This is a genomic window from Bradyrhizobium sp. 134, from assembly GCF_023074155.1.
In the GTDB taxonomy this organism is placed as follows: domain Bacteria; phylum Pseudomonadota; class Alphaproteobacteria; order Rhizobiales; family Xanthobacteraceae; genus Bradyrhizobium.
In genome coordinates this window covers 106,956-128,493 of the sequence record NZ_JADPKX010000086.1, presented here as the reverse complement: position 1 = coordinate 128,493, position 21,538 = coordinate 106,956, and the positions used below count along the sequence as shown (strand labels likewise).

20 protein-coding genes and 1 pseudogene are annotated in these 21,538 nt (G+C 63.7%); 12 read left to right on the top strand and 9 right to left on the bottom strand.

Annotated elements, in window-relative coordinates; all coding sequences use genetic code 11:
* Positions 1–79: 79 nt before the first annotated feature.
* From IVA75_RS40405 to IVA75_RS35495, 3 genes and pseudogenes are all read right to left on the bottom strand, one after another.
* Positions 80–556, bottom strand: a pseudogene (locus IVA75_RS40405) (TRAP transporter small permease subunit); the annotation flags it as partial.
* 151 nt (positions 557–707) lie between these two features.
* Positions 708–1,709, bottom strand: coding sequence for a DctP family TRAP transporter solute-binding subunit (locus IVA75_RS35500; RefSeq protein WP_027568789.1), 1,002 nt, complete (start codon positions 1,707–1,709; stop codon positions 708–710).
* 184 nt (positions 1,710–1,893) lie between these two features.
* Positions 1,894–2,664 (bottom strand): methyltransferase domain-containing protein, encoded by a 771-nt coding sequence (locus tag IVA75_RS35495; RefSeq protein ID WP_027568788.1) that lies wholly within the window; start codon positions 2,662–2,664, stop codon positions 1,894–1,896.
* Positions 2,665–2,826: 162 nt separating this feature from the next.
* On the opposite strand from IVA75_RS35495, the gene IVA75_RS35490 reads away from it, so the two are divergent.
* Positions 2,827–3,570 (top strand): SDR family oxidoreductase, encoded by a 744-nt coding sequence (locus tag IVA75_RS35490; protein WP_027568787.1) that lies wholly within the window; start codon positions 2,827–2,829, stop codon positions 3,568–3,570.
* A gap of 111 nt (positions 3,571–3,681) precedes the next feature.
* Here the strand turns inward: IVA75_RS35490 and IVA75_RS35485 are convergent, their stop codons facing one another.
* Both IVA75_RS35485 and IVA75_RS35480 read right to left on the bottom strand, forming a co-directional pair.
* Entirely contained in the window at positions 3,682–4,035 is a 354-nt protein-coding gene (locus IVA75_RS35485) for a UBP-type zinc finger domain-containing protein (RefSeq protein WP_081747934.1), read from the bottom strand.
* Between the two features lie 240 nt (positions 4,036–4,275).
* Positions 4,276–5,337, bottom strand: coding sequence for an isocitrate/isopropylmalate family dehydrogenase (locus tag IVA75_RS35480; RefSeq protein WP_247288454.1), 1,062 nt, complete (start codon positions 5,335–5,337; stop codon positions 4,276–4,278).
* 169 nt (positions 5,338–5,506) lie between these two features.
* Between IVA75_RS35480 and IVA75_RS35475 the strand changes: the two genes are divergently transcribed.
* On the top strand, positions 5,507–6,895 hold the full coding sequence (locus IVA75_RS35475; RefSeq protein ID WP_247288452.1) for an MFS transporter: 1,389 nt from the start codon (positions 5,507–5,509) through the stop codon (positions 6,893–6,895).
* A gap of 4 nt (positions 6,896–6,899) precedes the next feature.
* On the opposite strand, the gene IVA75_RS35470 is transcribed toward IVA75_RS35475, so the two are convergent.
* The gene (locus tag IVA75_RS35470; RefSeq protein WP_247288451.1) at positions 6,900–8,519 is read right to left on the bottom strand and encodes a B12-binding domain-containing radical SAM protein; all 1,620 of its coding nucleotides are present in this window, start codon (positions 8,517–8,519) and stop codon (positions 6,900–6,902) included.
* Positions 8,520–8,776: 257 nt separating this feature from the next.
* Here IVA75_RS35470 and IVA75_RS35465 point away from each other — a divergent pair, with 257 nt between their 5' ends.
* From IVA75_RS35465 to IVA75_RS35420, 10 genes are all read left to right on the top strand, one after another.
* Complete coding sequence (locus IVA75_RS35465; protein ID WP_007594050.1) at positions 8,777–9,226, top strand: (2Fe-2S)-binding protein; 450 nt, start codon at positions 8,777–8,779, stop codon at positions 9,224–9,226.
* Positions 9,227–9,237: 11 nt separating this feature from the next.
* On the top strand, positions 9,238–11,424 hold the full coding sequence (locus IVA75_RS35460; protein ID WP_247288450.1) for a molybdopterin cofactor-binding domain-containing protein: 2,187 nt from the start codon (positions 9,238–9,240) through the stop codon (positions 11,422–11,424).
* Positions 11,425–11,478: 54 nt separating this feature from the next.
* Positions 11,479–12,750 (top strand): NAD(P)/FAD-dependent oxidoreductase, encoded by a 1,272-nt coding sequence (locus tag IVA75_RS35455; RefSeq protein ID WP_247288449.1) that lies wholly within the window; start codon positions 11,479–11,481, stop codon positions 12,748–12,750.
* Complete coding sequence (gene soxX, locus IVA75_RS35450; RefSeq protein WP_027568781.1) at positions 12,743–13,195, top strand: sulfur oxidation c-type cytochrome SoxX; 453 nt, start codon at positions 12,743–12,745, stop codon at positions 13,193–13,195. Before IVA75_RS35455 ends, soxX begins: the two co-directional genes overlap by 8 nt.
* Before the next feature lie 8 nt (positions 13,196–13,203).
* Positions 13,204–13,671, top strand: coding sequence for a SoxY-related AACIE arm protein (locus tag IVA75_RS35445; protein ID WP_247288448.1), 468 nt, complete (start codon positions 13,204–13,206; stop codon positions 13,669–13,671).
* A complete protein-coding gene (gene soxZ / locus IVA75_RS35440; RefSeq protein WP_027568779.1) occupies positions 13,671–13,988 on the top strand; it encodes a thiosulfate oxidation carrier complex protein SoxZ in 318 nt (105 codons plus the stop codon). Before IVA75_RS35445 ends, soxZ begins: the two co-directional genes overlap by 1 nt.
* On the top strand, positions 13,985–14,764 hold the full coding sequence (soxA, locus tag IVA75_RS35435; protein WP_247288447.1) for a sulfur oxidation c-type cytochrome SoxA: 780 nt from the start codon (positions 13,985–13,987) through the stop codon (positions 14,762–14,764). The genes soxZ and soxA overlap by 4 nt, the downstream gene beginning before the upstream one ends.
* Before the next feature lie 78 nt (positions 14,765–14,842).
* The gene (locus IVA75_RS35430; protein ID WP_026233315.1) at positions 14,843–16,165 is read left to right on the top strand and encodes an extracellular solute-binding protein; all 1,323 of its coding nucleotides are present in this window, start codon (positions 14,843–14,845) and stop codon (positions 16,163–16,165) included.
* Complete coding sequence (locus IVA75_RS35425) at positions 16,162–17,100, top strand: sugar ABC transporter permease (protein WP_247288446.1); 939 nt, start codon at positions 16,162–16,164, stop codon at positions 17,098–17,100. Before IVA75_RS35430 ends, IVA75_RS35425 begins: the two co-directional genes overlap by 4 nt.
* Positions 17,097–17,921, top strand: coding sequence for a carbohydrate ABC transporter permease (locus IVA75_RS35420; protein WP_247288445.1), 825 nt, complete (start codon positions 17,097–17,099; stop codon positions 17,919–17,921). Before IVA75_RS35425 ends, IVA75_RS35420 begins: the two co-directional genes overlap by 4 nt.
* Here the strand turns inward: IVA75_RS35420 and IVA75_RS35415 are convergent, their stop codons facing one another.
* From IVA75_RS35415 to IVA75_RS35405, 3 genes are all read right to left on the bottom strand, one after another.
* Positions 17,922–19,577 (bottom strand): regulator, encoded by a 1,656-nt coding sequence (locus IVA75_RS35415; protein ID WP_247288444.1) that lies wholly within the window; start codon positions 19,575–19,577, stop codon positions 17,922–17,924. It abuts the gene before it with no gap.
* A gap of 10 nt (positions 19,578–19,587) precedes the next feature.
* Positions 19,588–20,289 carry an isochorismatase family cysteine hydrolase gene (locus tag IVA75_RS35410; RefSeq protein WP_247288443.1) on the bottom strand — a complete coding sequence of 234 codons (702 nt, stop codon included), beginning with the start codon at positions 20,287–20,289 and terminating at the stop codon, positions 19,588–19,590.
* Between the two features lie 204 nt (positions 20,290–20,493).
* Complete coding sequence (locus IVA75_RS35405; RefSeq protein WP_247288441.1) at positions 20,494–21,462, bottom strand: hypothetical protein; 969 nt, start codon at positions 21,460–21,462, stop codon at positions 20,494–20,496.
* Positions 21,463–21,538 lie beyond the last annotated feature (76 nt).

The following is a 21,538-nucleotide window of genomic DNA, read 5'->3' as shown; positions in this document are numbered from 1 at the left end:
CCGGGTCTATTTCGACACCCTCGACGCCGGCCATGTCGTGATGCGGCAACTCGCCGGTGCGATAGAACGACCAGGCCACCTGCAGGAAGCGGAAGCACATCAGCCCGGAGCCGAGCGGGATGGTGAGATACACCAGCCACATCGGCGCTTCCAAATCGTTGGATTGCTGGCCGGTCTGCCACATCTGGCTGACGAACGCGGCCCCGAAATAGCACACGATGGCGGTAAAAAGGGCGCCGCACATCAGGCCGAACGTGATGACGCGGCGGCGCGATCCGCCGGGAAGGACATTGACCAGGACGTCGACGCCGACATGGATGCCGGTGCGCACGCCGTAGGCCGCACCGAACTTCGCCATCCAGATGAACATGTAGATGCAGAGTTCCTGCGCCCAGGACAGGTCGAGAGCGGCAAGCCAGACGAACGCGGCTCGCGCGGGGACGGCCAGCAAGGTCAGGTTGCGCGCCTCCGCCCATTTGGCGATGTCGATCGACAGCCCGGCGCCATATCGGTGCAGCACGGCAACGAAGATGAGCGATGTCGCGGCCGCGATCATCGTCGCGATCAGCCATTCCTCGAGATGATCGAGCACACGATTCAATGCACGCAGCAACTTGGTCCCCTCAGCTTGGCTCATCATTCAAGAGCAACGGCCGGGAGTGCGATCACCCCCGACCGTTCATGGTTGTTCTCAAAGCGCGCCGGCGTCAGTTCATCTTGACGTCGAGTTCCTTGGCGACGAGATCGAGCACCTCCTGCCCAACCCGCCCCTTTGCCCATTTGTAGGTCGGCTGCATCGCTTCCTGCCACGCCTTGCGATCGGCGTCAGTCAGATAATGCAGCGTGGTCTTGCCCGTCTTCTTGATCTCGGCCAGCGCGTCCTCGTTTTCCTGGTGCGCGATCTGGTTGGTGTAGTCGGTCGCCTCGTTCATCGCCTTCTCGAGCTGGGCGCGGATATCGGGCGGCAGGCCGGACCAGAATTTCGAATTGACGATGACGGCATATTGCAGGTGCGCGTGATAGGACACGGTGATGTCCTTCTGCACCTCGTAGAATTTCTGCGTCAGGTAGTTGGACGCGGTGTTCTCGCAGCCGTCGACCACGCCCGTCTGCAAAGCCTGGTAGACTTCGGAAAACGCCATGATCTGGGGGATCGAACCCATGATCCGGAGATATTGGTCGGCGACCTTCGATCCGGAGATGCGGAATTTGAGACCCTGGAAATCGGCCGGCTTCATCAGGGCACGGTTGGCGGAGAGCATGTGGAAGCCGTTGTCCCAATAAGCGAGCCCGGTGATGCCCTTGGTCTCGAGCTTATCGAACAGCCACTTGCCGATCGTGCCCTTCATCGCGTTGGAATAGGTCTGGTCGTCCTTGAACAACCAGGGCAGGTCGAGCGCCTCGAACTCCTTGATCCCGAGCGGGGCGAACTTCGCGGTCGAAGGGGCGAGCATGTGCACCGAGCCGAGCTGCAGCGCCTCGATCTCCTCCTTGTCCTTGTACAGCGTGGAGTTCGGGTAGATTTCGACCTTGACCTTGCCGTCGGTGTACTTCTCCGCAAGTTCCTTGAACTTCAGGGCGCCCTTGCCTTTGGGCGTGTCGTTGGCGACGACGTGGCTGAATTTGATGACGATCGGGCTCTGGGCCTCGACAACGGCGGGCGCCATAAGAATGGCTGCGGCGGCGACCGCAAGAAGCAGCTTGCGCATGAACGAACCTCCCAACAACCTCTAAAACCGGGTCTTTTTTGTTTTCCGATTTCAGTACTGACAGCAATCCGCCACCCGAACAACTAGACCTAAGCCCAATTTGCCGCAGCCAAGCTATCTTGCGCAACCCGGCTCCTGCTGCCGTTCCGGAAGCGAGCGCTTATGTCGCATTGCGGCAGTGCGATCAGCCGTTGCGCTGGGCAACCATGAACAGACGCCGGAACGGAAACAGCGTCTGTCCCGCGGCGTTCTTCGGATAGGCTTTCGCGACCCGCATCCCATAGGCGGCTTCGAACGCGGCCTTCTCGTCGCCCTGCAAGATGTCGAGATAGCGCGTCAGCCAGGTCCCCTTGGTCCATTCCTTCACGGGATTCTCGCCTTCCAGCACCTGCAGATATTCGGTCTCCCAGATGTCGATATTGGCCGACATCGGAGCAAGAAGACCGTGATAGTAGGCTGGCGCTTCGACCGGCGGCGGCGTGACGAGATGCTCGACCTTGGACCGCCAGGGACCGTTCAGCGCGGTCTCGCCGATCAGCACATGCGAGGGCGCCAGAAAGTTGCGCGGCATCTGCACGGCGAGCATTCCGCCGGGCGTCACCTTCTCCATGATCGACGGAAACAGGGCCGCATGATTGGGCAGCCAGTGCAGCGCGGCATTGGAATAGACGACGTCATATTGCTTCGTCGGACGCCAATGGCCGAGGTCCTCGTGTGACCATTCCACATCCGGCGCCGCCTTGCGGCCGGCGGCGACCATCTCGGCCGAACCCTCGACACCGGTCACCGTCGCGTCCGGCCAACGCTCCTTGATCAGCTTGGTGACGTTGCCGGCGCCGGCGCCGAGATCGGCAACCGCACGCGGACCAGAATCCGGAATCCGCATCAAGAGGTCGACGGCGGGCCGGAGCCGGTGGCCGGAGAATTTCAGATATTGCTGCGGATCCCAGACCATCGCTCGGCGCCTTTTCTTTTTCGTGTTTCCTTCAACGCGGCTCTTGGTTACCACTGCTCGTCCCGGTCGGGCAAATCGGGCTGACGGGGACAGGGCAGGAAACGAACAGAAAAACGAACGGCCCAGCGACAAGCAGAAAAGCGAACAAGAGGGCGTGTCACCATGGATCTTGGGCTCACATCGAAAACCGCCGTCGTCACCGGAGCCAGCGTCGGCATCGGCCGTGCCATCGCCAAGGGCTTGGCTGCCGAAGGCGTGCGCGTCGTCGGCGTGGCACGGCGGACCGACCTGCTCGCCGAGCTGGTGAAAGAAGTCGGCTCCGATCTGATCACGCCCTTCGAGCAGGACGTGATGGCCAAGGACGCGGCCGAGAAGATTTCGGCCTTCGCGCTCAAAGAGCTCGGCCATGTCGACATCCTCATCAACAATGCCGGTGGCAGCCGCCCCCTCCCCGTCGATGCCCCCGACAGCCAATGGGACGAAGCGATCGCACTGAATTTCACCAGCTATCGCCGCATCGCGCATGCGCTGCTGCCGCAGATGATCGAGCGCAAATGGGGCCGCATCGTCAACATCACCGGCAAGTCAGAGCCGGAAGGCCTCAACGCCGCGTTCGCCGCCAAAGCCGCCGTGCACGCCTGGGCCAAGGGCCTGTCGCGCGAGGTCGGTGAGCACGGCATCACCATCAACTGCATCCCGCCCGGCCGCATCATGAGCGAACAGATCCGCCGCAACTACGCGCCTGATTATCGCGAGCGCTTCGCGGAGGAAGAGATCCCGGTCGGCTATTGGGGCGAGCCGGAGGACCTAGCGGCGTTGGCGGTGTTCTTGGCGTCACCGGTGGCGCGGTACATCACGGGCACGGTGATCCCGGTGGATGGGGGGCTGCGGAGGTATCAGTTCTAGAACCGATTGGACTTCGTAGGATGGGTAGAGCGCAGCGAAACCCATCGACAGCATACGACGTGAAACCTGATGGGTTTCGCAAGTGCTCTACCCATCCTACGGCCTACCGCCTTACTCATGCAGCAGCGTTTGCCAGTCTGGAGGCACCGCGCCGTCCGGTCCGGGCACCGGCTGATCCAACGGATGCGCGTGAGGACCTTGAAGCTTCGGGCCGGCGAAAGCCTCTCCCGTGCGATAGTCGTAAAACCATCGTTCGCCCGGCTCGAAGCTCGTGATGATCGGATGACCTGTCGCCGCGCTGTGTTTCGTTGCGTGCTGATTTGGTGACGCATCACAGCAGCCGATGTGACCGCATTCGACACATCTGCGAAGGTGAAACCACCACCCGCCCGCAGCCGAGCATTCCACGCACCCCGTTCCGCTTGGTTTGGCCGCGAGATTGATGCCACCCCTCTCAGACTTCATAGGTCAGCTCACTGAAATTGCCCGCGGCCACCACCGATGCATTCACGCCGCGATCTCCGCCACGATCGCATTTTGCCAGTGTTTTGCCCGACGGGTCAACGTCATGGCGGCGGCGAATGTCGTCGTGACGCGGTTCGAAAATCCCTTATCGATCAAGGGGCGCTCTACTGTGCATGGGGTTGTTTTCGCGTTTTTTGTTTCGGGCCCTCAAAAAAACCTCGCAAGCCCCCGCGTGACCACTCACCCCGCCTGCAGGATCTCCGCGATCGCGGCCCCCACTGCGATCGTGCCGAGCTTGCCGCCGACGTCGCGTGTCGCCCTGCCCTCGCCGATCGCCTTCGCGACCGCCGCCTCGATCGCACGTGCGGCTTCCTCGTAACGCACCGCGCCGCTGTTCTCGCCGTGCCATCCGAGCAGCAGGGCCGTCGACAGGATCAACGAGACCGGATTGGCAACGTCCTGTCCGGCTATGTCAGGTGCCGAGCCATGCGCGGCCTGCGCCATGGCGTGGCTGTCGCCGACATTGAGCGAGCCGCCGAGCCCGAGGCTGCCGGAGAGCTCGGCGGTGAGATCGGACAGGATGTCGCCAAACATGTTGGTGGCGACGATGACGTCGAAGCGGTCGGGGTTGCGCACCACATGCGCCATCATGGCGTCGACGAGGATGTCGTCGACCCCAAGACCGGGATAGGCCTTCGCCGTCTCGCGGCAGATCTCGAGGAACATGCCGTCGCCAAGCTTGAGCACATTGGCCTTATGCACGATGGTCAAATGCTTGCGCCGCTTCATCGCCAGCCGGCACGCCGCATGCGCGATGCGCTCGCAGCACAGGCGCGTGATCCGGCGTAGCGAGATCACGACGTCCGATGTGACCAGCATCTCGCCATTGCCCTGCTCCATGTTGCGGTCGGCGTAAAACCCTTCCGTGTTCTCGCGCACCACGACGAGGTCGAAATCGCCGACCCGGCCGGACAGCCCCGCATAGGTGCGTGCCGGCCGGACATTGGCGTAGAGGTCGAGGTTCTTGCGAAAATGCCGCGACGGGTTGATCTCGCCATGGGCCTCGTCCTTGAAATCGAAGGTCGCGGTCGGCCCAAGGATCAGGCCGTCGGCGGCGCGGACGATGTCGAGCAGCTCGGGGCGCACGGTCGTGCCAAATTGTTTCAGGCTCGCATGCCCGACTGCGTGCTCCTCCAGGCGCAGATCGAGCTGGAAGCGTTCGGAGGCCGCGCGCAACACGCCTGATGTCGCGGTCGTGATCTCGGGCCCGATGCCGTCACCGGGCAAAACGACGATGTGCATGGCGGTCCCCTGAGATTGCAGCAGTTCGCGCGATCATACGCCGGCGCCCGAAATCATCGCCCAGCCTTCGCGCATACACAGCATGCAAGCATATGCCTGTGGAAGGCGGCCGCGCCGTAGTACATGCCAAGTCCCCTGTAGCCGGCCGCCGGAGCCACGCGCCCACGCAATGACAATCACGTTACCCGCCGGCGCGCGCGAGCCCGACCACACTATTTCCGACGGCCTTCCAGCCGCACAGCGGCGCTGGGCCATTGCCGCGATCTTCACCGCGCTGGCGATGGCCTCGCTCGACACCGCCATCGCCAACATCGCGCTGCCCGCCATTGCCGGCGACCTGCATGTCAGCCCAGAGCAATCGGTCTGGGTGGTCAACGTCTACCAGATCGCGCTGGTGGCGACGCTGCTGCCGCTGGGAGCACTCGGCGAGATCGTCGGGCACCAGCGCATCTATCTTGGCGGCCTGATCCTGTTCACCATCGCCTCGCTGTTCTGCGCGGTGGCCTGGTCGCTGGAGAGCCTGCTGGTTGCGCGCACGCTGCAAGGGCTGGGTGCGAGCGGCATCATGAGCGTCAACACGGCGCTGGTGCGCTTCGTCTATCCCGGAAGGATGCTCGGCCGCGGCTTCGGCCACAACGCGCTGGTGGTCGCGACCGCCTTCACCTTCGGTCCCTCGATCGCCTCCGCCATCCTCGCGCTCGGCCCGTGGCCATGGCTGTTCGCCGTCAACATCCCGTTCGGCCTCGTCGCGCTCGGCATCGGATTTGCGATGCTGCCGAAGACGCCGCGCGCCGATCACGGCTTTGACTTTCTCGGCGCGGCCCTGGCATCAGCCTGCCTCGGCCTGTTCATCACGGGCATCGGCAGTGCTGCGCATAATCTCTCACCGGTGGTCGTGGGCATCGAGCTGGTCACGGCTCTCGCGCTCGGTTTCATCCTGACGCGCCGCCACGCCGACCATCCGGCGCCGATGCTGCCGATCGACCTGTTCAGCCGGCCGATGTTCGCGCTGTCGGCGGCGACGGCGGTGTGTTCCTTTGCGGTGCAGGGCCTCGCCTTCGTCTCGCTGCCGTTCTATTTCGAGGACGTGCTGGGGCGTTCGCAGGTCGAGACCGGATTCTTCATGACGCCGTGGCCGCTGGTGGTCGGCATCATGGCGCCGATCGCCGGGCGCCTCTCCGACCGGCACGCGGTCGGACTGCTCGGCGGCATCGGCCTCGTGCTGCTCGGCCTCGGCATGGCGCTGCTCGCGATGCTGCCGGCCAATCCTGCGATCCCCGACATCATCTGGCGGATGGTGATCTGCGGTATGGGATTCGGCTTCTTCCAGGCGCCAAACATGAAGGCGGTGATGTCGAGCGCGCCACCGCATCGCAGCGGCAGCGCCTCGGGCATCGTCGCCACCGCGCGCCTGACCGGGCAGACGACGGGGGCGGCGCTCGCCGCAGCCTGCTTCTCGCTCGCCGGTCACGACGGCGCAGTCGTGGCCTTGGCACTCGGCGCCGGGTTCGCGGCACTCGGCAGCGTGATGAGCTTTTTGCGGCTGGCGGTGAAGTAGACCGTCAGGCCAGATGTCGGGCCGCCGTCACCTCGACGGTCGCGACCGGAATGACCGTCTCCTCGTCGAGTGCAGCGAGGCGCGTATCGATGGCAGCGATGACCTTGCGCGAGAACGGCCCGAGATGCGCATAGGCGGCGATCATCTGCACGGCGATCCGCGCCGATGTCGTGTCGCGCTTGGCGCAGTTCATGAAGGTCTGCCACAGCGGTCCGCGCGCCTCGGGAAGGGCTGTGACCACCTTGTGCACCGTTTCCATCGCGCCGATCCGTGCGCGGATATCGCCTTCCGCGAGCTCCTGGCGCTGGCGAGAGCGGTCGAGCAGGGTCATCAGACGGTCGATGCGCCTTGCATAGGCGGCCGGGCTGTAGATGTGCTCCAGCACGCGCTTGTAGTCCGTCAGGATGTCGCGCAACGGGCGTACCGGATCGAAGTTGATCCCGGCGGTGCACTGATCCGCGCCGATGGTCGGCGCCAAATCGTGGCCCGGATGCAGCCGGCCTTCGCGCTCGAGGCGACGCGTCAGCTGGGTGTTCGGCAAGGCATAGAGCAGGCCGACCATGCTGACCGGGATCGCCGCCTCCTCGATGAAGTCGATCATGGCATCCGCCATCGAGAGCTTCTCATTGTCGAAGCCGACAATGAAACCCGCGGTGACAAGCATGCCCGCGGCGTAGATCTTGTGGATGCTCTCGGCGATGTTGCGCCGCGTGTTCTGCTTCTTCCGCATCGCGATCAGCGTCGCCGGATCCGGACTTTCGATACCGACGAAGATGGCGAAGAAATTCGCCTGGCCCATCAGGTCCAATAGCTCGGGATCGTCGGCCAGATTGACAGAGGCTTCAGTGGACAATTCGAAGGGATAGCCGTGCGCACGCTGCCATTCGGCGAGCTGGGGCAGGAACAGCCGGAGCGACTTCTTGTTGCCGATGAAATTATCGTCGACGAAGTCGAGATGGCCGCGGTAGCCCATGGCGTAGAGCCTGTCGAGCTCGACCAACATCTGCTCGTTCGTCTTGGTTCGCGGCACCCGGCCATAGAGCTCGATGATGTCGCAGAACTCGCAGGTGAACGGGCAGCCGCGGGAATACTGCACACCGAGATAAAGGTAGTCCTCGAACTTGAGCAGGTCGAAGCGCGGCACCGGCGTCTTGGTGACGTCGGCCTGGAATTTCGGCGCGATGAAGACGCCGGAGCGTGCGCCACTGTCCCACGCGGCGACGAATTCGTGGAGAACGCTTTCGGCCTCGCCGAGCACCTGGAAGTCGGCCCTCTCATAGATATGGGGGCTCGAGGTGGGATCGGGGCCGCCGACGACCACCGGCTTGTCCGCGGCACGGCAAATTTCGATCAGGCGCAGCGTGTCGGCCTGCTGCGGCATCATTCCGCCGGTGAAGACGACGTCGGCCCAGGAAAGATCCTCGTCGCTGAAGGATTCGGTGTTGCAATCGATCAGCCGGACCGTCCAGCTCTCAGGCAACATCGCGGCAACGGTGATCAGCCCCAAAGGGGCCGCGGGGCGCTTTACGCCCAACACTTTGCAGGATTCGCCAAAGCTCCAGAAGGACTCTGCCGAGAACAGCGGATAGAGCATCAGGACTTTGCAAGGCTGCGGTACGTTCATGGAACCTCTTTTTGGCTGATTCCACTGTAGCAGAGCATTGTCGACTTGCACCCCGGCAAAAGGGACAAACTGTCGCTCTCGGTTCCAATGGGGGCGGCGCAGAAGCCGGTAAACGTCGCCCCAAGCCGTGCCCAGAGCCGGCCGGGAGGAAATCTCCGGCGGCTACCCCTCGGACTATTGATTTGAACGTTTCCAATTTGCCGGACACATTGCGCCGCTGAGTCCAGTCGATAGATTGGGCCAATCAGGGGACTGCGATGGCAAACCTAACAATCAACGGAAAAACCTTCACGCTCGACGTCGAGCCGGATACGCCCCTGCTGTGGGCGATCCGCGAGAATGCCGGCCTGACCGGCACGAAATATGGCTGCGGCATTGCACAATGCGGCGCCTGCACCGTTCACATCGACGGCGTCGCCACCCGCTCCTGCGGCGTTTCAGTTGGCGAGGCCGCAGGCAAGAAGATCACGACCATCGAAGGGCTCGCCTCCGGCAACGCACTGCACAAGGTGCAGGAAGCGTGGATCGCCCAGGATGTTCCGCAATGCGGCTATTGCCAGAGCGGCATGATCATGGCGGTGGCGGCGCTGCTGAGCGAGAAGCCGAAGCCGACCGACGCCGACATCGACGAGGCCATCACCAATATCTGCCGCTGCGGCACCTTCCAGCAGGTGCGCGAAGCGATCCACACGATCGCAAGCGCGTAAGGAGCCGCCACATGAACAAGCATGTCTCTCCCAGGATGAACCGCCGTGCCTTCGTCGTCGGCACCGCCGCGGTCGGCGCGGGTCTCGCAATCGGCCTCGATATCCCCTTCGGCGGCCCCGCCGTGGTCCGCGCGGCCGACGGCTCCCCCGAGATCGGCGCCTGGGTCGTGGTCAGGCCCGACGACACCGTCGTCATCCGCATCGCCCGCTCCGAAATGGGCCAGGGCTCGCTCACCGGCCTTGCCCAGCTGGTCGCCGAGGAACTCGAATGCGACTGGTCGAAGGTCTCGACCGAATATCCGACACCGGGCCAGAGCGTCGCCCGCAAGCGCGTCTGGGGCGATTTCTCGACCGGCGGCAGCCGCGGCATCCGCTCTTCGCAAGACTATGTCCGCAAGGGCGGTGCCACCGCGCGCGTGATGCTGATCCAGGCTGCCGCCGAGGCGTGGAAAGTGCCGGCGTCCGAATGCACGGTCGCGAACAGCGTCATCACCCACACGCCGTCCGGCAAGACCACCACCTACGGCAAGGTGGCCGAGGCCGCGGCCAAGTTGACGCCACCGGCCGACGTCAAGCTGAAGGACCCCAAGGACTGGAAGCTGATCGGCAAGGGCGTGAAGCGGCTGGACACCGCCGAGAAGACCACCGGCACCATGATCTACGGCATCGACGTCAAGCAGCCGGGCATGCTGAACGCCGCGATCAAGGACTGCCCGGTGTTCGGCGGCAAGCTGAAGAGCTATGACGAAGCCAAGATCACCGGCATGAAAGGCGTCAAGAAGGTCGTCAAGGTCGGCGACACCGCGGTCGCGGTCGTTGCCGACACCTGGTGGCACGCCAAGACCGCGCTGGAGGCGCTGCCGATCGTCTGGGACGAGGGCGACAACGCCAAGGTCTCGAGCGAGTCGATCGCGAAATGGCTGACCGAGGGTCTCGACAACGGGCAGCCGGCCTATGTCGGCAACAAGAACGGCGACGCCAAGGCGGCGATTGCCGGTGCCGCCAAGAAGATCGAGGCCGTCTACAGCTATCCCTACCAGAACCACGCCACCATGGAGCCGATGAACGCCACGGCGCTCTACACGGCGGACAAATGCGAGGTCTGGTGCGGCACGCAGAATGGCGAGGCGGCCTTCGCGGCGACGTTGGAAGCGTCGGGCCTGCCGGCGGAGAAGTGTGACGTGCACAAGGTGATGCCCGGCGGCGGCTTCGGCCGGCGCGGCCAAACCGACTATGTCCGCCAAGCCGTCTTGATCGCCAAGGAGATGCCGGGCACGCCGATCAAGCTGTTGTGGTCGCGCGAAGAGGACATGGCGCACGGCCGATATCACCCGATCACCCAGTGCAAAATGACCGGCGCGTTCGATGCGGACAACAATCTGGTCGCGCTGCACTACCGCCTGTCCGGGCAATCGATCCTGTTCTCGCTCCGCCCCGAAGCGCTGCAGAACGGCATGGATCCGGCCGCGTTCCAGGGCGTCGCCCAGTCCGGCGAAGCTGCGTTCGGTTACTCCGTGCCAAACCTCCTGGTCGAGCATGCGATGCGCAACCCGCACGTTCCGCCGGGCTTCTGGCGCGGCGTCAACGTCAATCACAACGCGATCTACATGGAATGCTTCATGGACGAGCTGGCCCAAGCCGCAGGCCAGGACCCGCTCGAATTCCGCCGCAAGCTGATGGGCAATCACCCCAAGCATCTGGCGGTGCTCAACGCCGTGGCCGAGAAGATCGGCTGGAGCACCCCGGCGCCGCAGGGCATCTATCGCGGCATCGCGCAGGTGATGGGCTATGGCAGCTATGTCGCCGGCGCCGCCGAAATCTCGGTGACCGACGGCAACAAGATCAAGGTGCATCGCATCGTCGCCTCCACCGATCCCGGCTACGTCGTCAATCCGGCACAGGTGGAGCGGCAGATCGCGGGCTCCTTCGTCTATGGCCTTGGTGCCTTGTTCTACGGCGGCTGCACCGTCAAGGACGGCAAGATCGAGCAGACCAACTTCGACACCTACAATTCGATGCGCATCAACGAGATGCCGAAGGTCGAATCGGTGATGGTGCCGAGCGGCGGGTTCTGGGGCGGTGTCGGCGAGCCGACCATCGGCGTCGCGGCACCGGCGGTGCTCAATGCGTACTTCGCGGCGACGGGCAAACGCATCCGCTCGGTGCCACTACGCGACCAGAACATCACCTTCGCCTGAAAAATGCCGCGGCGGCCGTAACGCTCGCCGCGGCACCCTTTCCGGACAAGACTCATGAATGCGTCGGTGACACGGCGGGATGCCGTCCTCGGCATCGCCGCCGCGGCTACATCATTCGCCGTTCCTTCGATCCTGCGCGCGCAATCGGCGGGCCGCGTCGTCGTGGTCGGCGGCGGCTTTGGCGGCGCCGCGTGCGCCCGCGCGCTGAAGCGCGCGCAGGCAAACTTGCAAGTCATCCTGATCGAACCCAATGCGGTCTTCACCTCCTGCCCCTTCAGCAACGAGGTGATCGCCGGCCTGCGCGACATCGAAGCTCAGCAATTTGGCTATGACAGGCTCGATGCCGAAGGTGTGACGGTGATCAGCCAAGCCGTAACCACAATCGAGCCGCAGCTGCGCAGCGTCGTGACGGCCGATGGCGTTGCGCTGCCCTATGATCGTCTCGTCCTCTCTCCCGGCATCGACTTCCATTTCGAGGCTCTGCCTGGCTACGACGACGCGGCATCAGAAAAGATGCCGCATGCCTGGAAGGCCGGCGCGCAGACGCTGCTGCTGCGTCGCCAGTTGGAGGCCATGCCGGACGGCGGCACTGTCGCCATTGCGATCCCGGCCAATCCCTCGCGCTGTCCGCCGGCGCCTTACGAGCGCGCCAGCCAGATCGCGCATTCCTTGAAAACCAAGAAGCCGCGCTCGAAAGTGTTGATCCTCGATGCCAAGGACAATTTCTCCCAGCAGCGACTGTTCGAGAAGGCGTGGAAGGAGCTTTACGGCGACATGATCGAACGCATCGGGCTGTCGCAAGGCGGCCGCGTGACCTCGGTCGATCCCGCGACAAGGACCATCGTCACCGAATTCGGCAACTACACGCCTGATGTCGCCAACGTCATCCCGCCGCAGCGAGCCGGACGCATCGCCGAGGTCGCGGGCGCTGCGGATGCCACCGGCTGGTGCCCGATCGATCCCGTCACCTTCGAATCGAAACTTGTCCAGAACATCCACGTCATCGGCGATGCCTGCCTGGGCGGGGGCATTCCCAAATCGGCATCCGCGGCAAGCGCACAGGGCAAGGCCTGCGCCGCCGCGATCGTGAACCTCCTTGCCGGCCGCGCACCAGAAACGCCGCGACTGACGGGCGTCTGTTACAACATTGTCGCACCCGACTACGGCTTTTCACTCGCGGGCAATTACCAGCCCAGGGGCGACATCTTCGCCGAGGTCGAGGGCGGCGCGACCAGCCCGGTCGATGCGCCGCGCGAATTGCGCGCCCGCGAGGCGGCTGAAGCGGAGCGCTGGTTTCAAACCATCACGGCGGACACCTTTGGCTAGAACATCGGTCCATATCGCAGCGCTGATCGCCGCCAGTATCGCCTTCGCCTGCCATGCGGGAGCCGAGGAGCTCCTGCCCTACAATATCGCCGGCGACGGCATTGCGGAATCGCTCACCGGCGCGCCCGGCGATGCCGCGCGCGGGCGCGCGCTCGTGCTCGCGCGCACGACGACCTGCATCCTGTGCCATTCAGGCCCCTTCCCGGAGACCCGGTTCCAGGGCGACCTCGCGCCTGACCTCTCGGGTGCGGGGAACCGCTGGACGGTGAGCCAGTTGCGGCTTCGACTGGTCGATGCGGCGCGCTTCAACCCGGAGACCATCATGCCGTCCTATTATCGCACCGATCACCTCGTGCGGGTCGGGCGAAATTTCGTCGGCAAACCGATCTTGTCCGCCGCCGAGATCGAGGACATCGTGGCTTTTATTGCAGCGCTTCGGGACTAGGACTGTTCATGCCGACCACGCGACGACAATTCCTGAACCTTGCCGGAAGCGTGACGGTCGCCGGGACGATCCCGATCGTCACCCTGCGACCGCTCGAAGCGACACCGGCGATGCTCACCGCCGCGATCCGCAACGTCGTCGGCGAAGCACCTGTACGCACCGGCAAGGTGAAGCTCGACATTCCGCCGCTGGTCGAGAACGGCAACACGGTGCCGCTGACCGTGAGCGTCGCGAGTCCGATGACGGCGAACGACTACGTCAAGAGCATCCACGTCTTCAACGAGAAGAACCCGCAGCCGAACATCGGCAACTTCCATCTCGGCCCCTCCTCCGGCCGCACCCAAATCTCGACCCGGATTCGGCTCGCGGATACCCAGAAGGTGGTGGCGATCGCGCGCCTTTCCGACGACACGTTCTGGCAGGTCACGACCGAAATCGTCGTGACGCTGGCCGCCTGCACCGAGGAGATGAATTGATGGCCGCGCTCATCAACGTTCCGGCGAAAGCCAGACGCGGCGAAATCGTCGAGATCCGCACGTTGACCTCGCACATCATGGAGACCGGCTTCCGCCATACCGCGGACGGCGCGCTGGTCCCGCGCGACATCATCACGAGCTTCACGTGCCGCTACAACGGCACCGAGATTTTTCGCGCCGATCTCTTCCCGGCGATCGCGGCCAATCCCTATCTGTCGTTCTTCACGGTCGCGAAGGAGAGCGGCAAGTTCGAGTTCGAATGGATCGGCGACAACGGCTATTCGTCCAGCGCGTCCGCGTCGATCACGGTCGAATGAGTTTTTGGCGCGCGATATCGGCCGCGGCGCTCCTCGCCACGGCCCCTGCCCTGCTCGCCGGCGAGATTCGACTGGACGCGCGTCGCTCCGGCTATTCGTTCATGGGGCCGGACACGCGTGCGATGCAGGATGACGACAGCTCAAATCCCGGCATGCTGTTCGTGCTCGACGGTGAGGCGTTGTGGACGAAGAGGACCGGCAGCGCCGACAAGGCCTGTGCGGATTGCCATGGCGATGCACGCGGCAGCATGAAAGGCGTCGCGGCGCGCTACCCGGCCTTCGACAAGGCGCTGGCACGCCCGGTCACGCTCGACCAGCGCATCAATCTGTGCCGCAGCAATCATCAGCAGGCACCGCCGCTCCCCTACGAGAGCCGCGACCTGCTGGCGCTGTCCGCCTTGGTCGCGCACCAATCGCGCGGGGTCGCGATCACGGCCGGCGACGATCCGCAACTGAAGCCATTCGTCGAACAGGGCCGCGACCTCTTCATGCAGCGCGAGGGCCAGCTCAACCTTGCCTGCACCAATTGCCACGACGACAATTTCAACAACCGGCTTGCCGGCGCGCCGATCACGCAGGGACAGCCAACCGGCTATCCGCTTTATCGCCTGGAATGGCAGACGCTGGGATCGCTGGAGCGGCGGCTACGCAGTTGCATGACGGGTGTCCGCGCCCAGGCCTATGATTTCGGCGCGCCCGAGCTGGTCGCGCTCGAACTCTATCTGATGTCTCGAGCGCATGGCTTGCCGATGGAAACGCCGGCCGTGCGGCCCTGAATTCCACAGATTAGGGCTAGGCAGACGCAGAACGGCCGCTAGTATCCGCCCAAATTGAGTCACAGGGAGGGACCTCAAGTGGTCAACCACAAAATCTCGCGTCGTACGCTCTTGACCGGCACTGCCGCAGCTGGCGCGCTCAGCCTGACGGGATTGCCGGCGCGCGCCGAGGTGAATTGGAAAAAATACGCAGGGACCAAGCTCGAGGTGATCCTTGCCAAGGGCCCCCGCGGCGACAACCTGCAAAAATACGTCAAGGAGTTCACCGAACTCACCGGCATCCAGGTCGAAGCGGAGCAGATTCCCGAGCAGCAGCAGCGCCAGAAGGTGGTGATCGAGTTCACCTCGGGCCGTCCGAGCTTCGATGTCGTCCATCTCAGCTATCATGTGCAGAAGCGGCAGTTCGAGAAGGCCGGCTGGCTCGCCGACTTGACGCCCTTCATGAAGGATCCGGCGCTGACCGCGCCCGATCTCGTCGAGAGCGACTTCTCGGCCGCGGGCCTGCAATATGCCAGGAACGACAAGGGCCAGATGCTGTCTCTGCCGTGGTCGGTGGATTATTTCATCCTCTATTACAACAAGGAGTTGTTCGAGAAGAAGGGCGTCGCCGTTCCCAAGACCCTCGACGAGATGGCCGCGGCGGCCGAGAAGCTCACCGATACCAAGGAAGGCATCTACGGCTTTGTCGGGCGCGGCTTGCGCAACGCCAACATGGCGATGTGGAGCAACTTCTTCCTCAATTATGGCGGGGAATTCCTCGACGCCAAGGGCAACATCCTGACCGATGGTCCGGAAGCCATTGCCGCGACCAAGCTGTATCAGACGCTCCTGACAAAGTCGGCACCTCCAGGCGTCGCCGGCTTCAACTGGATGGAGTCGATGGCCTCGTTCACGCAAGGCCGATCCGCGATGTGGATCGACGGCGTCGGCTGGGCGCCGCCGTTGGAAGACCCGGCCGCCTCGCGCGTTGTCGGCAAGGTCGGCTACACCGTCGTGCCCGCCGGCCCCAAGGGCCAATATTCCTCGACCTATGGCGACGGCATCGGCGTTGCCGCGGCGAGCAAGAACAAGGAAGCCGCCTATCTGCTCTGCCAATGGGTGGTCTCGAAAACCCAGGGCGCGCGGCTGCTGCAGGCCGGCGGCGGCGTGCCGTTCCGCAATTCGATCCTTGGCGATCCCGAGGTCCAGAAGGGCGTCAAAACCAAGGAATGGCTGCAATCGGTGATCGATTCCGGCAAGATCAGCAAGCTGGGCCTGCCCGTCGTGATTCCAGTCGCCGAATTCCGCGACATCGTCGGCGCCGCGGTCACTGCGACCTTGTCCGGCGCCGATCCTGCCGCCGAGCTGAAGAAGGCCAACGATCAGTACCGGCCGATCCTGGAGCGTAGCGAGAAGGCGTGAGTGCGTTGATACAATCGACTCCGGGCGCGGCACAGTCTGATGCCGCGCCGGAGAAGGAGTTGCGGCCGCCGTCCTACTGGCCGTTCGTGGTGCCGGCGCTGGTCGTCGTGATCGCGATCATCATCTTCCCGTGGGTCTTCACGATCTGGATGAGCCTGAACGAGTGGAAGGTTGGCTCGTCGACCACCTTCGTGGGATTGTCCAACTATCTGCGGCTGACGAGCGATCCCCGCTTCATTGAGGCCATCGGACATACGCTGGTCTACACCGCACTCTCCGTGCTGCTGCCGCTCGTGCTCGGCACGTTCGCGGCCGTGGTGTTTCACCAGAAATTCCCCGGCCGCGGCTTTCTGCGCGGCGTCTTCATCATGCCGATGATGGCGACGCCGGTGGCGATCGCGCTGGTCTGGACCATGATGTTTCACCCGCAGCTCGGCGTACTGAACTATCTGCTGTCACTGGTCGGAATCCCTGCGCAGCTCTGGGTATTCCATCCCGCGACCGTCATTCCCTCGCTGGTGCTGGTCGAGACCTGGCAATGGACGCCGCTGGTCATGCTGATCGTGCTCGGCGGCCTGGCCGCGATCCCGACCGAGCCTTATGAAAGTGCACAGATCGACGGCGCCAGCATCTGGCAGGTGTTCCGCTTCATCACCTTGCCGCTGATCATGCCATTCCTGTTCATCGCCGGCATGATCCGCATGATCGACGCCGTGAAGAGCTTCGACATCATTTTCGCAATCACCCAGGGCGGACCGGGATCGGCGTCGGAGACGATCAACATCTATCTCTACAGCGTCGCCTTCTCCTATTACGACCTCGGCTACGGCTCGGCGATCGCGGTCGTGTTCTTCCTGCTGATCGTTCTGCTCGCGGCGGTGATGCTTTATGCGCGCCAACGCATGCTGTGGACCGAGATCGCGAGCGGCACATGAGTCCAAGACAAATCATCGGCAAGATCGGCCTGTGGTTCTCGGTGTTCCTCATCGTGTCGCCGGCGATCCTGTTCTTTCTCTGGATGCTGTCGCTGTCGCTCAAATTCGAGATCGACAACGCCGCCTACCCGCCGGTGTTCTTTCCCGAGCATGTCGCCTGGAAAAACTATGCCGACGTGCTCGCCTCCAACCGCTTTCTGACCTATTTCATCAACAGCCTGATCGTGACAGGCAGCGCGACGCTGCTTGCGCTGCTCGTCGGCGTTCCCGCCGGTTACGGGATTGCGCGGATGGCTGCGCACAAATCCGCGATCGTGATCCTGATCGCCCGCATCACGCCGGGCCTGTCCTATCTGATCCCGCTGTTTCTCATGTTCCAGTGGCTGGGACTGCTCGGCACGCTGGTGCCACAGATCATCATCCACCTCGTGGTGACGGTGCCGATCGTGATCTGGATCATGATCGGCTATTTCGAAACGATGCCGATGGAGCTCGAAGAAGCAGCCCTGATCGACGGCGCCACGCGCTGGCAGGTCTTCCACCATGTCGCGCTGCCGATCGCCAAGCCCGGCATCGCGGTCGCCTTCATCCTGGCCGTGATCTTCTCCTGGAATAATTTTGTGTTCGGCATCGTGCTGGCCGGACGCGAGACCCGCACCCTGCCGGTTGCAGTCTACAACATGATCTCGTTCGACCAGTTGAGCTGGGGGCCGCTCGCGGCCGCCGCGCTGATCGTCACCCTCCCGGTGCTGCTGCTGACGGTGTTCGCCCAGCGACAGATCGTCGCCGGGCTCACCGCGGGTGCCGTCAAAGGCGGGTAGCTACTCCGCCGGTGCCGCGTGCATGTCCGCATGCGGCATGTAGGGCTCGCTCGCGCCGAGCCTGCTGGCCGCGAATAGACCGGCGGCCATCACGGCATAGGCGAACGCGACCGCGGGCGTGACGCCAAAGCCGCCGCCGATGCCGACGGCTTCGCCGTGCATGAAGCCGAAGTAGGTCAGAACCGCACCAACCAGCGCGAACGCCGAGGCTTTCTCGAAGTCGCGCTCGATGATGAAGACACCGATCGCACCCAGGATCAGGCCGCCGAGGATGGAGCCGCCGCCCATGATCTCGAGCCCGTGATAGAACACGCCCTGCTGCGGCAAGGCGGCGATCGCGGCCGCCTTGACCGCGTCGGCCTTGTCGGCGGCCATTCCGCCGACGGTCGCAGCCGCATTCATGGTCGAGCCCAGCATGGTGTCGATCTGGAGCTTGGCCCAGGCGGCCAGATGTGGCGTCAGCGCCAGCACGATTGCGGGCGCGTGCTTGACCGGCGTGGTCTGGAACGCCTGCGCACCGATCAGCATGCCGATATAAAGCAGGATCGGCGAGATCGCGACGACCGGCACCAGCGCCAGCAGCACCGAGATGATGCCGAACCAGGCCAGCACCACCACCATGATGCCGGTCGCAGCCGAGTAACCGATGCGGCCGCCCATCGCCTTCCAGCCGGGATGGCCGATATAGACCGCGTTGATGAAGGGATTGCCCATCAGGCAGCCGATCAGGCTGACGATTCCGTCGGCGGTGAGCACGCGCGTGGTCGGATATTCGTCGCCGGCGGCTTCCGCGCTCTCGACATTGTCCATGGCCTCGACGAGATCATAGATGCCGAACGGAATGGCCGTGACCAGGATGATTCCGAGGAATTCGAAGCCGGAGAAGACGTAGCCCACCGCCGGGATCGGCACCGAGAAGCCGAAATTCGCGAAGGCATCACCGACGCCCTTGACACTCAGTCCACCGAGACCGAGGCCGAACAGGTTCGACCCCCATGCGATGACCATGCCCACCGCGATCGCAACGAGACCGGCGGGAATGCCGCGCCAATATTTCACGCCGCCGAACCAGCTCACCAGGATGATGGCGAAGCAGACCAGGCCGATCTGCGGCGTCATGTACATTTCGAGTGCCGGTCGCATCGAGATGAAGGTGACGGATACGCCGGCGAGCGTGCCGAGCAGCGCCGCACGCGGCGTGATCTTTCGAATGAAAGGCGCAATGAAGCCACCGATCACTAGGATAAAGCTCTGGAAGAACACCCAGACCAGGCCCGCCGACCAACCCTTGAGCGGATCACCGGTCTTGATCGTGATCGGCAGCATGATCACGAAGGTGACGATGAACATGTGCGGCACGCTGACGCCCGATGGCAGCGCGCAGACGTCGGTGCGGCCGGTCTTCTGCGCAAGGCGATAAGCGAGAAATGCGTAGTAGAAGGTGGAAAGACACATCATCAAGCCGAGTGCGGGCAGGATGCGGCCGAACACCAGTGAGTCGGGCATCTTCAAAACGAAGCGTAACAGGCCTGTGAGCACCAGCATGTTGACGAGGATGTTGGTGCCGAAGCCGAAAAACGCGTTCCAGTCGCCCGGTGTCCATAGTGCCGGCTTGAACTCGGAGGTGCCGGCCGTCCCTGTCGTGCCTGTGCTCATGGTGATGCCCCTACGCTGATGTGGAAATCTTCATCGCCTCCAGAACCGCGGCTGAGCTTGCGACCCAACCGAAGATGCCGCCCTGGGCCTTGATCATCTTCAGACCCATCTCGTGAAACTCAGGAAAGTAGGACGCGCAGCCGTCCGAGATGACGACGCAGCGATAGCCGCGGTCGTTGGCCTCGCGCACGGTGGTGTTGACGCACACTTCGGTGGTGACGCCACACACCAGCAGATTTTCGATGCCGTATTTCTCCAGCACGTCGGTGAGCTCGGTGGCGTAGAACGCGCCCTTGCCGGGCTTGTCGATCACGATCTCGCTGTCGAGCGGATAGAGCTCCGGGATGATGTCGTGGCCCGCCTCGCCGCGAATGAGAATGCGGCCCATGGGACCGGGATCGCCGATGCGAAGGGATGGCGCTCCGCGCTCGACTTTCGCCGGCGGCGCGTCGGAGAGATCGGGCAGATGGCCCTCGCGCGTGTGGATCACCAGCATGCCGGTATCCCGCGCGGCCTTCAGCACCGCACCGATCGGCTTCACCGCGCGCGCGAGCTGGCTGACGTCGTTGCCGAGCGTCTCGCCGAAGCCGCCGGGCTCCATGAAGTCGCGCTGCATGTCGATGATGAGGAGCGCGGTGGCCGACAAGTCGAGTGCGATCGGCCCGGGTTCGGCGCTGATCGCGCCCAAAGTCGGCTTGCTTGAGTTCAACATGACGCCCGCCCCTCGCGAGAACTCTCTGTGCCAGGAGTTCTGCAAGCGCCGTGCCATTGTGTACAATGACGATCGGGCGGACAGCGCGGGAAAATTTGCTGCACTGTCAGAACGTTATCAGGCTGCCTCGCGTCTGCTTATTCGCTGTGCGACGACTTTGCGACGTGCATTTGCCTAGAGGATGAGCGACAACGAAGCTCGTTTTTAGCGGGCAGTATCTCCGTACAGCCGTCGATATTCTTCCTCATACGGCGCGTAGGAATCCTTCAGCGTGGCCATGTTCAGCAGCATGGTCGCGACCACAATGTTTGTCTTGTCGAACACGCGCGTCTTCAGCCAGGCGCTCTCGGTGCGGCGGCTGCCGGAGAGCGCGACAACCTCGCGCTCGACTTCGTACTCCTCGTCAACAAACAGCGGGCCCTTCACCAGCCTGATCTCCTGGTCGGCGAACAGACCGACGGCCGGTCCCTTGGCCGGGAGAGGATCGTCCTTGGAGCGGTACTGGAACAGCACGCTCAGCATCTCCATCGGGATGATCGCCCTGCCCCACGGATTCGAAGAAGGATTGCCGACGCCTGAATAATACGGCGAGGTCTCGGTGATGACGGCGAGCTTCTGCCGCAGCGAGAACGGATAGAGGTCGCCCATGATCTGATCGAACGCCATCCGCACCGCCTGGCGCCGGCTCGTCTGCGCGACCTTCACGTCGCGCAGGATCACGGGATCAGTGAGCGGCTTGAGTTCGCCAAGACGCGCCTCCAGCGCGGTCGCGGCGTGCGGTTCTCCGACCGAGGCCGTGCCGCGCAGCACCTCCGTGCCGTCGCGCTTGACCATCTGGATCTGGCACTGGCTAGTGCCGGGCAACGGTTTCGACAGGGTCGCCTGCACCTCCTCGCCTTCGTAACAGACGCTGCGGTAATGCGCGGAGAGACAGCCGCTTTCGAACCAGGCCTGTCCCCACAAATGCGCACCCAGCGGTGCGAACTGGCTGAAATGGGTCGGCCCCTCGATGGTGCCGCCCTTGAAGCCGAGCTTCTGCGCGGTGGCGTCGTCATGGATCGAGGCGTGCGCGTCGTAGGTTTGACCTTGCAGCATCTGACGCGGCTGACGCCACGGCCCGATCAGGGCTCCGTCGGTCTCCGTGATCTCGGTATCGAACGCTTGTGCCGTCATGATGTCCTCCGCACGCAAGCCATGACTAGCAGGAGCGCCACGGATGCGGCCAGCGATATTGACTTCGTCTGTGCAT